The 7,969-nt window shown below is 66.5% G+C and carries 8 protein-coding genes and 1 tRNA gene; 7 read left to right on the top strand and 2 right to left on the bottom strand.

Features of this window, described 5'->3' with window-relative positions:
- Positions 1-52 precede the first annotated feature (52 nt).
- The 3 genes from AC5Y21_RS25820 to AC5Y21_RS25810 are packed head-to-tail and all read left to right on the top strand — an operon-like array spanning position 53 to position 2,086.
- Positions 53-739 carry an ABC transporter permease gene (locus tag AC5Y21_RS25820; RefSeq protein WP_499916957.1) on the top strand — a complete coding sequence of 229 codons (687 nt, stop codon included), beginning with the start codon at positions 53-55 and terminating at the stop codon, positions 737-739.
- Positions 736-1,482, top strand: coding sequence for an ABC transporter permease (locus AC5Y21_RS25815; RefSeq protein ID WP_499916955.1), 747 nt, complete (start codon positions 736-738; stop codon positions 1,480-1,482). The genes AC5Y21_RS25820 and AC5Y21_RS25815 overlap by 4 nt, the downstream gene beginning before the upstream one ends.
- 4 nt (positions 1,483-1,486) lie before the next feature.
- Positions 1,487-2,086 carry a putative glycolipid-binding domain-containing protein gene (locus tag AC5Y21_RS25810; RefSeq protein WP_499916953.1) on the top strand — a complete coding sequence of 200 codons (600 nt, stop codon included), beginning with the start codon at positions 1,487-1,489 and terminating at the stop codon, positions 2,084-2,086.
- Here AC5Y21_RS25810 and AC5Y21_RS25805 read toward each other — a convergent pair.
- The gene (locus tag AC5Y21_RS25805; protein WP_499916959.1) at positions 2,049-2,993 is read right to left on the bottom strand and encodes a prephenate dehydrogenase; all 945 of its coding nucleotides are present in this window, start codon (positions 2,991-2,993) and stop codon (positions 2,049-2,051) included. The genes AC5Y21_RS25810 and AC5Y21_RS25805 overlap by 38 nt on opposite strands.
- A 108-nt stretch (positions 2,994-3,101) precedes the next feature.
- Here AC5Y21_RS25805 and AC5Y21_RS25800 point away from each other — a divergent pair, with 108 nt between their 5' ends.
- From AC5Y21_RS25800 to AC5Y21_RS25790, 3 genes are all read left to right on the top strand, one after another.
- Positions 3,102-3,623: a tRNA adenosine deaminase-associated protein gene (locus AC5Y21_RS25800; protein ID WP_499916951.1), complete on the top strand. Its 522-nt coding sequence runs from the start codon at positions 3,102-3,104 to the stop codon at positions 3,621-3,623.
- Between the two features lie 16 nt (positions 3,624-3,639).
- Entirely contained in the window at positions 3,640-4,095 is a 456-nt protein-coding gene (locus tag AC5Y21_RS25795) for a nucleoside deaminase (RefSeq protein WP_499916949.1), read from the top strand.
- Positions 4,096-4,124: 29 nt separating this feature from the next.
- Positions 4,125-4,214: transfer RNA gene (locus AC5Y21_RS25790), tRNA-Ser, on the top strand.
- Between the two features lie 66 nt (positions 4,215-4,280).
- On the opposite strand, the gene AC5Y21_RS25785 is transcribed toward AC5Y21_RS25790, so the two are convergent.
- Positions 4,281-5,846: a GMC family oxidoreductase gene (locus tag AC5Y21_RS25785; RefSeq protein WP_499916947.1), complete on the bottom strand. Its 1,566-nt coding sequence runs from the start codon at positions 5,844-5,846 to the stop codon at positions 4,281-4,283.
- A 139-nt stretch (positions 5,847-5,985) separates the two neighbouring features.
- On the opposite strand from AC5Y21_RS25785, the gene AC5Y21_RS25780 reads away from it, so the two are divergent.
- A partial coding sequence (locus tag AC5Y21_RS25780; protein WP_499916945.1) for an ATP-binding protein occupies positions 5,986-7,969 on the top strand: 1,984 nt, incomplete at its 3' end.

Here is a 7,969-nt window from a genome sequence, read left to right as displayed (position 1 = left end):
CGCCGCCGCCGAAGCCCGTCGCAAGCCAGGAAAAGCCTGACGGAAACAGAAGATGCACTATCTACTCACCCACCTCAACGACGCCTGGACGCTGACCGTGGTCCACCTCCGGCTGGCGTTGGTGCCGGTGCTCATCGGTCTTGCCATCGCGGTGCCGCTGGGCGTGCTGGTCCAGCGTGCGCCGATTCCCCGACGGCTGACGACGGCAACCGCAAGCGTCGTGTTCACCATCCCGTCGCTGGCGCTATTCGTGGTCTTGCCGATGATCATCGGAACCCGCATCCTCGACGAGGCCAACGTCATGGTCGCGCTGACTGCCTACACCACCGCGCTGCTGGTGCGATCGGTGCTCGAGGCCTTGGACGCGGTGCCGGCGCACGTCCGTGACGCCGCCACCGCGGTCGGCTACCCGACGATCACCCGGATATTGAAAGTCGAACTGCCGCTGTCGATTCCGGTACTGGTCGCCGGGTTACGGGTGGTCGTGGTGACCAATATCGCGATGGTCTCGGTGGGTTCGGTGATCGGTATCGGCGGCCTGGGCAGCTGGTTCACCGAGGGGTATCAGGCCAACAAGAGCGATCAGATCGTTGCCGGCATCATCGCGTTGTTCGCGCTGGCGATCGTCATCGACGTGCTGATCGACCTGAGCGGCCGGCTGGCTACCCCGTGGGCACGCGCCGCCCGAACCGCACGCCGTCGTTCCGCGGTGGCCCCGATCGTGGGCGGCGCGCGATGAACTTCGTAGAACGGGCGCTGTCGTACATGTTGACCGCCGACAACTGGACCGGACCGGTCGGGCTGGCGGCACGCATCGCCGAGCATGTGGAGTACACCGCGCTGGCGGTGGCGGCGTCGGCGCTGATCGCCGTCCCGATCGGGCTGGTCATCGGGCACACCGGCCGCGGCACAGTGCTGGTGGTCGGAGCCGTCAACGGATTGCGCGCGCTTCCGACGCTGGGCGTGCTGCTGCTCGGAGTGCTGTTGTTCGGGCTGGGCCTGGGGCCGCCGCTGGTTGCCTTGATGCTGTTGGGTATTCCGTCCTTACTGGCCGGCACCTACGCGGGCATCGCTAACGTCGACCCGACGGTTGTCGATGCCGCGCGGGCCATGGGCATGACGGAGGCCCAGGTGCTGCTGCGCGTCGAGGTGCCCAATGCTCTACCGCTGATCCTGGGCGGGCTGCGCGGCGCGACGCTGCAGGTGGTCGCGACAGCGACGGTGGCCGCCTATGCCAGCCTCGGCGGGCTGGGCGGCTATTTGATCGACGGCATCAAGGTGCGTCAATTTCATCTCGCCCTGGTGGGTGCGCTGATGGTGGCGGCGCTGGCGCTGATCCTCGACGGACTGCTGGCGCTGGCGGTGTGGGCGTCGGTGCCGGGCACCGGCCGGTTACGCAAACCCGTCGGCCGTCGATTCCGCATACCCCCGGCTGCAGTTCCGGGCAGCCCTGCCGTCGCCGGCGAACACGCTTTAGGGTAGACGGGTGAGCGCAGCCCCCTCTGATCCGACGTCGCGCGTCTGGCCGGCGATGTTGACCTGGCGTGCACAAGACGTCTCGCGCATGGAATCGGTGCGAGTTCAATTGTCTGGCAAGCGAATCAGGGCCAACGGCCGCATTGTCGCGGCGGCCACCGCGAGCAATCCGGCGTTCGGCGCCTTCTATGAAGTCCAGACCGACGAGAGCGGCGCCACCAAGAGGTTCGGGCTCACCGTCACCCTGGCCGAACGGGAACGTCAACTGGCCATTGCCCGCGACGAGGAAAACATGTGGTTGGTGACCGACCACCAGGGGGAGCGCCGTGCCGGATACAACGGCGCGCTCGACGTCGACGTCGTGTTCAGTCCGTTCTTCAACGCGCTGCCGATCCGCCGCCTGGGTCTACACGAACACGCGGACACGATCGTGTTGCCGGTGGTCTATGTGAACGTGCCCGACATGTCCGTCAGCGCGGCCACCGTGAGCTACACCAGCGAGGGACGGCTCGACGGGATAAAGCTGCGTTCGCCGGTTGCCGACACCACCGTGCGCGTCGACGCCGACGGGTTCATCGAGGACTATCCAGGCTTGGCAGAGCGGATCTGATCACCCCGCCGGCCCGGCCGGCTGCGGCCAGTTCCTCGCGCCAGTTCTCCGCGCCGATGACGGTGGTGATGATGTCGAAGCGCGGGAAGCTGTCGTAGCGCGTTCGTGCCGCGTGGCCCGCTTCGATCAGCTCCTGAACCGAGTTGTGGGCCGCCAGCGAGTCGCGCGCGCGACTCAGCAGGTCGATGACCCGGTCGGCCGACGGCACCAGCTGGGCGGAGTTGCCCTCACACATCGCCCGCACCAGGTCCGGCGCGGTGCCCGCCACCCGGGTGGCGTCGCGGAAAGATCCTGCGGCCAGCGCGTGGGCCAGCGGAACTTCTCCCGCGATGACGGCCAGCGCCTCGGCGAGTAAGTGCGGCAGATGCGAGATCGCAGCCGCTGCGGCGTCGTGCTCGTCGGACTTGGCCGGGACCACGACCGCCAGACAGTCGAGGGCCAATGTCATGACCATCGACCACACCGCTGGGTCGACGTGGTCGTCCACGCTGACCACCCAAGGGGCCCGGGCGAACAGGCCTGCATAGCCGGCCGCCCAACCCGAGTGCGCGGTGCCCGTCATCGGGTGACCGCCGACGAACCGCGCCTGCAGCCCGGCCGCGGCGACCTCGTCGAGCACCGCGCTCTTGACACTGGTGACGTCGGTCAGCGGGCAGTTGGCGGCCGATTCGCGGATGTGGCTGAGCATGCTCGGCAACGCCGGCATCGGAACAGCCAGCACGATCAACGCCTCGGTGTCCGCGGCGCGACCAAGCGCTTCGCTGAGCTCGGTGGTGGCGTCGAAGCCTTCGGAGCGGGCTCCGTGCGCGCCCTCGACGGACCGGTTGTAGCCGAAGACCTCGCGGCCGGCAGCGGCCGCCGCACGCATTATCGAACCGCCAATCAGCCCCAGCCCGAGAACACACACCGGCGTCTGCACCACAGTCCAAGGTTGGCACAGCTCGACCGCGGCTGGGCTCTCAGGTGTGCCCGCTGATCTGGTCAGGGACCTGGTCAGCGACTAGCGTAGGCGCCCATGGGAGCACAACGGGCCCCGGCACAAGGCCCGTCGTCAGACACGCCGGACGGCTTCGGCGTCGCGGTCGTGCGCGAAGAGGGCCAATGGCGTTGTTCGGCGATGGCGTCCAAGTCGTTGACGAGCCTTGGGGCCGCCGAAACGGAGCTGCGTGAACTGCGCAGCGCGGGCGCCGTTTTTGGGCTGCTCGACGTCGACGACGAATTCTTCGTCATTGTGCGCCCGGCGCCTTCCGGGACGCGGTTGCTGCTCTCCGACGCCACGGCGGCACTGGACTACGACATCGCGGCCGAAGTTCTGGACAATCTGGACGCCGACATCGACCCTGAGGATCTCGAGGACGCCGAGCCCTTCGAGGAGGGCGACCTCGGTTTGCTGTCCGACATCGGGCTGCCCGAGGCTGTGCTGGGGGTCATCCTCGACGAGACCGACCTGTACGCCGACGAGCAACTCGGCCGCATCGCGCGCGAGATGGGCTTCGCCGACGAGCTGTCGGCGGTGATCGACCGCCTCGGTCGGTGACTGTCCGCCTCGGCCGGTGAGTGACGAAGACCTGATCCGCGCCGCACTGGCGGTAGCCGCGACGGCAGGCCCGCGCGACGTGCCGATCGGTGCGGTGATCGTCGGCGCCGACGGAACCGAACTCGCACGGGCGGTGAATGCCCGTGAGGCACTTGGGGATCCGACCGCGCACGCGGAGATCCTCGCGCTACGGGCCGCGGCCGGCGTGCTGGGCGACGGGTGGCGGCTACAGGGGACCACGCTGGCGGTAACTGTCGAACCGTGCACGATGTGCGCGGGTGCGCTGGTGCTGGCCCGCGTCGAGCGGCTGGTGTTCGGCGCCTGGGAGCCTAAGACCGGAGCGGTCGGATCGCTGTGGGATGTGGTCCGTGACCGGCGGCTCAACCATCGCCCGGCCGTGCGCGGCGGTGTGCTGGCCAACGAGTGTGCCGCACCGCTGGAGGCCTTCTTCGCTCGCCAGCGATTGGGGTGACCGGCCCTTGATTCGGTAAGCTGCTCGGCGGTGGCGTGTCCGAGCGGCCTAAGGAGCACGCCTCGAAAGCGTGTGACGGCTAACACCGTCCGAGGGTTCAAATCCCTCCGCCACCGCCAATTTTTTGCCGTTGACGCTGCGTCTACGGCGCAACAGTGCGAGTGGGCGGTGCCCTCGGCGCAAAGTCAACGCCCGATGGCGCCCTCGGTCTGGCCGACGGCGTGGTCCACTTCGATGGCCAACAGGAAATCCGCACACCGTTCGCCGATCATGATCGAGGGAGCATTGGTGTTGGCGCGCGGGATTTCGGGCAGCGCGGAGGCGTCGGCGACGCGAAGGTTGTCCACACCGCGAACCCGCAGCTTCTCGTCAAGGGGACTATCAGTATCACTGCCCATCGCGACGCTGCACGCCGGATGGCTGGTGGTTTGCGCGGTGTTCCTGATGCAGGCCTCGACGTCCTCGCCCCAGCCCGGAAGGAGCTCACGTTCAACGGTTGACGCGATCGGCTCAGTGGCGATGATCTCGCGTGTGCGCTGGACTGCGCGGACAAGTGCGTCGACGTCATCGCGCTCGCTGAGCAGGTTCATCCGGATCGCCGGTGGTACAGCAGGATCCGATGAACGAATCAAGACACTTCCGCGGCTCTTGGGTGTCCAATACGAATGCCCGACCGACAGGGCGGGGGCAAACTTTCCCCCACGGGGTTCGGCTCGGGCGTCGGCAGGGGTGAAGATCAGCTGAACGTCGCACCCTGGGGCTTCGACCGTCGACCGTATGTGGACAAGCGCCTCTCCGCCGTTGCTGGCAAGTTTGCCGCTGCGGCATAATACCCACTGCAGCAACCACTTTGGATTCGCAACGTCCGCAAGACCGACATAACCGGGTGCGAGGGACCATACGGCCCAGGTCAATGGATGGTCAGTCAACCCTGAGCCGATACGGGGGCTGTCGACGATAGGCGCAATCCCAACGCGACGGAGGTGATTCGCCGGACCGACACCCGACAGCTGCAGTAGCTGTGGCGTGCCGAAGGCGCCGGCGCTCAGGACGACCTCGTGGTTGGCAAAAGCCTGGTGCACCCGTCCGCGACGGCGGTATTCGATACCGACGGCACGACCGTTGCGGATGATCACGCGAGCAACCAAGGCCTTGGTGACGACGGTCAGATTGTTCTGGTGCCGGAGGTAGCCTCGCGCCGCGCTCCAGCGTTGACCCCGGTAAATGTTGACCGGCGTGATCGCCGCTCCGTCGAGTTCGGGTCCGCTGACGTCGTCGTTGGAGGTGATGCCCGCTGCCCGCGCTGAGGCGACGAAGCGATGAGACAACTCGTCGGGGTAGGGCGAGCGGGTGATGTGCATCGGGCCGTGCTCGATCCGGGCGAACACGGGCGCCACGGCATTCCAGCCCCAGCCGGGCAGTTGCCAGCCGTCGTAATCGAGATTGCTGCCCTTGACCCAAAACATGGCGTTCATCGCGCTGCAACCGCCGAGGACACGGCCGCGCGGTTGCCTGATCCGCCGATCGGCGCAGCCCGGCTCCGGTTCGGTCTCGTATGCCCAGTCCAACGATGTCCCGTACTGCATGGATGCGAGCAGCGGCGCCCGAATCGTGAACCTCCGATCGGACCCGCCCGCTTCGATCAGCAGCACACGTGCCGACGATTCACTCGCCAATCGCCCGGCTACCGCACAACCCGCTGACCCGGCACCCACCACGATGAAGTCATAACCCGTCGTTGTTTTTGTCACGGAGCCAACTGTGCGGAGGCGCCGACGAGTGGCCATCGGTCAATACGCCTAAATCTCAGGTCGCTGGATGCGTATGTACGCATGCCCGTGCCGCAACAATTGGCGATTTCGCTGATGTTTCGGCAATAGAGGTCACCGCATGCTGGCTAGCATGAGCGAAACTAGCTGGAAGAACCCGGACATTGGCCCCGACATGAGCGAGCTTCCGACTGGAACGGTCACGTTGCTGCTGGCCGACGTCGAAGGTTCGACGCGCCTGTGGGAGACCCAGCCCGACGGGATGAAGTCTGCGATCGAGCGCCTCGACCAGACACTGGCCGAAGCGGTCGTGGCTCATGGCGGGGTGCGGCCTGTCGAGCAGGGCGAGGGCGACAGCTTCGTCATTGCGTTCGCCCGGGCCGCCGACGCGGTGGCCTGCGCTTTGGAGTTGCAGCGTGCACCGTTGGCGCCAATCAAGTTGCGAATCGGCGTGCACACCGGCGACGTCCACCTGCGCGACGAAGGCAACTACGTCGGCCCGACAATCAACCGCACCGCGCGGTTGCGCGACCTTGCGCATGGTGGTCAGACCGTGCTCTCGGGTGCGACGGAGTTATTGGTCGTCGACCAACTCTTGCCAGCCGTCACGCTTGCCGACCTAGGCTCCCATCCGCTACGAGACTTCTCGCGGTCTGAGCGAGTGTTTCAGCTGTGCCATCCAGATCTGTGCAACGAGTTTCCACCCCTTCGGATCGCGAATGCCCCTACCGCGCACAACCTTCCGACCCAGCTGACCAGTTTCGTCGGGCGTGGCGCGCAGATGGCCAAGGTGAGCGAGCTGCTCGACACCGACCGGCTCGTGACGTTGACGGGGGCGGGCGGCGCGGGTAAGACCCGATTGGCCGTGGAAGTCGCAGCCCAGCTGACAAGTCGTACTCCCGACGGGGTCTGGTATGTCGACCTGGCTCCAATCACCCATGCCGACGTCCTACCCGTCGCGGTCGCACGCGCGTTGGGCCTGCCCGATCAGCCGGGCCGCTCAACTGGCGACACGCTCATCCGGTTCATCTCCGATCGGCGACTGCTGATTGTGCTCGACAATTGTGAGCATCTTCTGGACGCGAGTGCATCGCTTGCAGCCGAAATCCTCACGGCATGCCCCGAATTGAGGCTACTGACTACCAGTCGTGAACCACTCGGGATACCCGGTGAGGTGACGTTCGTGGTGCCGTCGCTGTCGCTGACCGACGAGGCGATCGAGCTGTTCACCGACCGTGCCCGTCGCACGCAGCCCGAGTTCGCAGTCGGTGACGACAATGCGGCAATGGTGACGGAGATCTGTCGACGACTCGACGGCATGCCGCTGGCCATTGAGCTCGCCGCGGCCCGGGTGCGGGCGCTGACGCTCGACGAAATCCTTGCCGGACTACACGACCGCTTCCGACTTTTGGCCGGTGGCGCCCGCCGGGCAGTGCGCCGTCAGCAGACCTTGCACGCTTCGGTGGATTGGTCGCATGCGCTGTTGACCGAGACCGAGCGTGTGTTGTTTCGCCGGCTGGCGGTGTTTCTGGGTGGCTTCGACGTGGATGCTGCGCTTGCTATCGCGGGTGACGAAGGCAGTGCGCGCTATCAGGTTCTCGACCAACTCACGCTTCTGGTGGACAAATCGCTTCTGGTCGCCGAAAACAGCGGGGGCCGAACGCGATACCGGTTGCTGGAGACCGTGCGCCAGTACGCGCTGGAGAAGCTCGGCGAGTCGGGTGAAGCCGACACAGTAAACGGCCGGCATCGCGACTATTACACGGCGATGGCGGCCGAGCTTGACTCGCCGACCGACAGTGGCCATGCGCGGCGTCTAGAACAGGCGGAAGTTGAGATCGACAACCTGCGAAGCGCGTTTGCCTGGAGTCTGGAGAACTCCGAACCCGTGCCCGCGTTGCGGATTGCCGCGTCGCTGCAGCCACTGTGGTTTTCTCGGTGGCACTACCGGGAGGGGCTAGCTTGGCTCGATGCGGCCCTGGCCGCCGCCACCGGAAATGATGCCGAGCTGGAGCCCGCACGCGTGCAGGCGCTCGCCGACAAGGCGCTACTGCTTGCGCACGCCGGTTCTACTGAGGATGCGGCGGTCGCCGCCGAGGCGCTCG

This window comes from Mycobacterium sp. NGS41 (assembly GCF_059812725.1).
This window is presented reverse-complemented; position numbering and strand designations above follow the sequence as displayed.

Coding starts and splice junctions, on each gene's coding strand:
- AC5Y21_RS25800 (WP_499916951.1), top strand. CDS start 3,102: ATGGGAGCACAACGGGCCCCGGCACAAGGCCCGTCGTCAGACACGCCG.
- AC5Y21_RS25820 (WP_499916957.1), top strand. CDS start 53: ATGCACTATCTACTCACCCACCTCAACGACGCCTGGACGCTGACCGTG.
- AC5Y21_RS25815 (WP_499916955.1), top strand. CDS start 736: ATGAACTTCGTAGAACGGGCGCTGTCGTACATGTTGACCGCCGACAAC.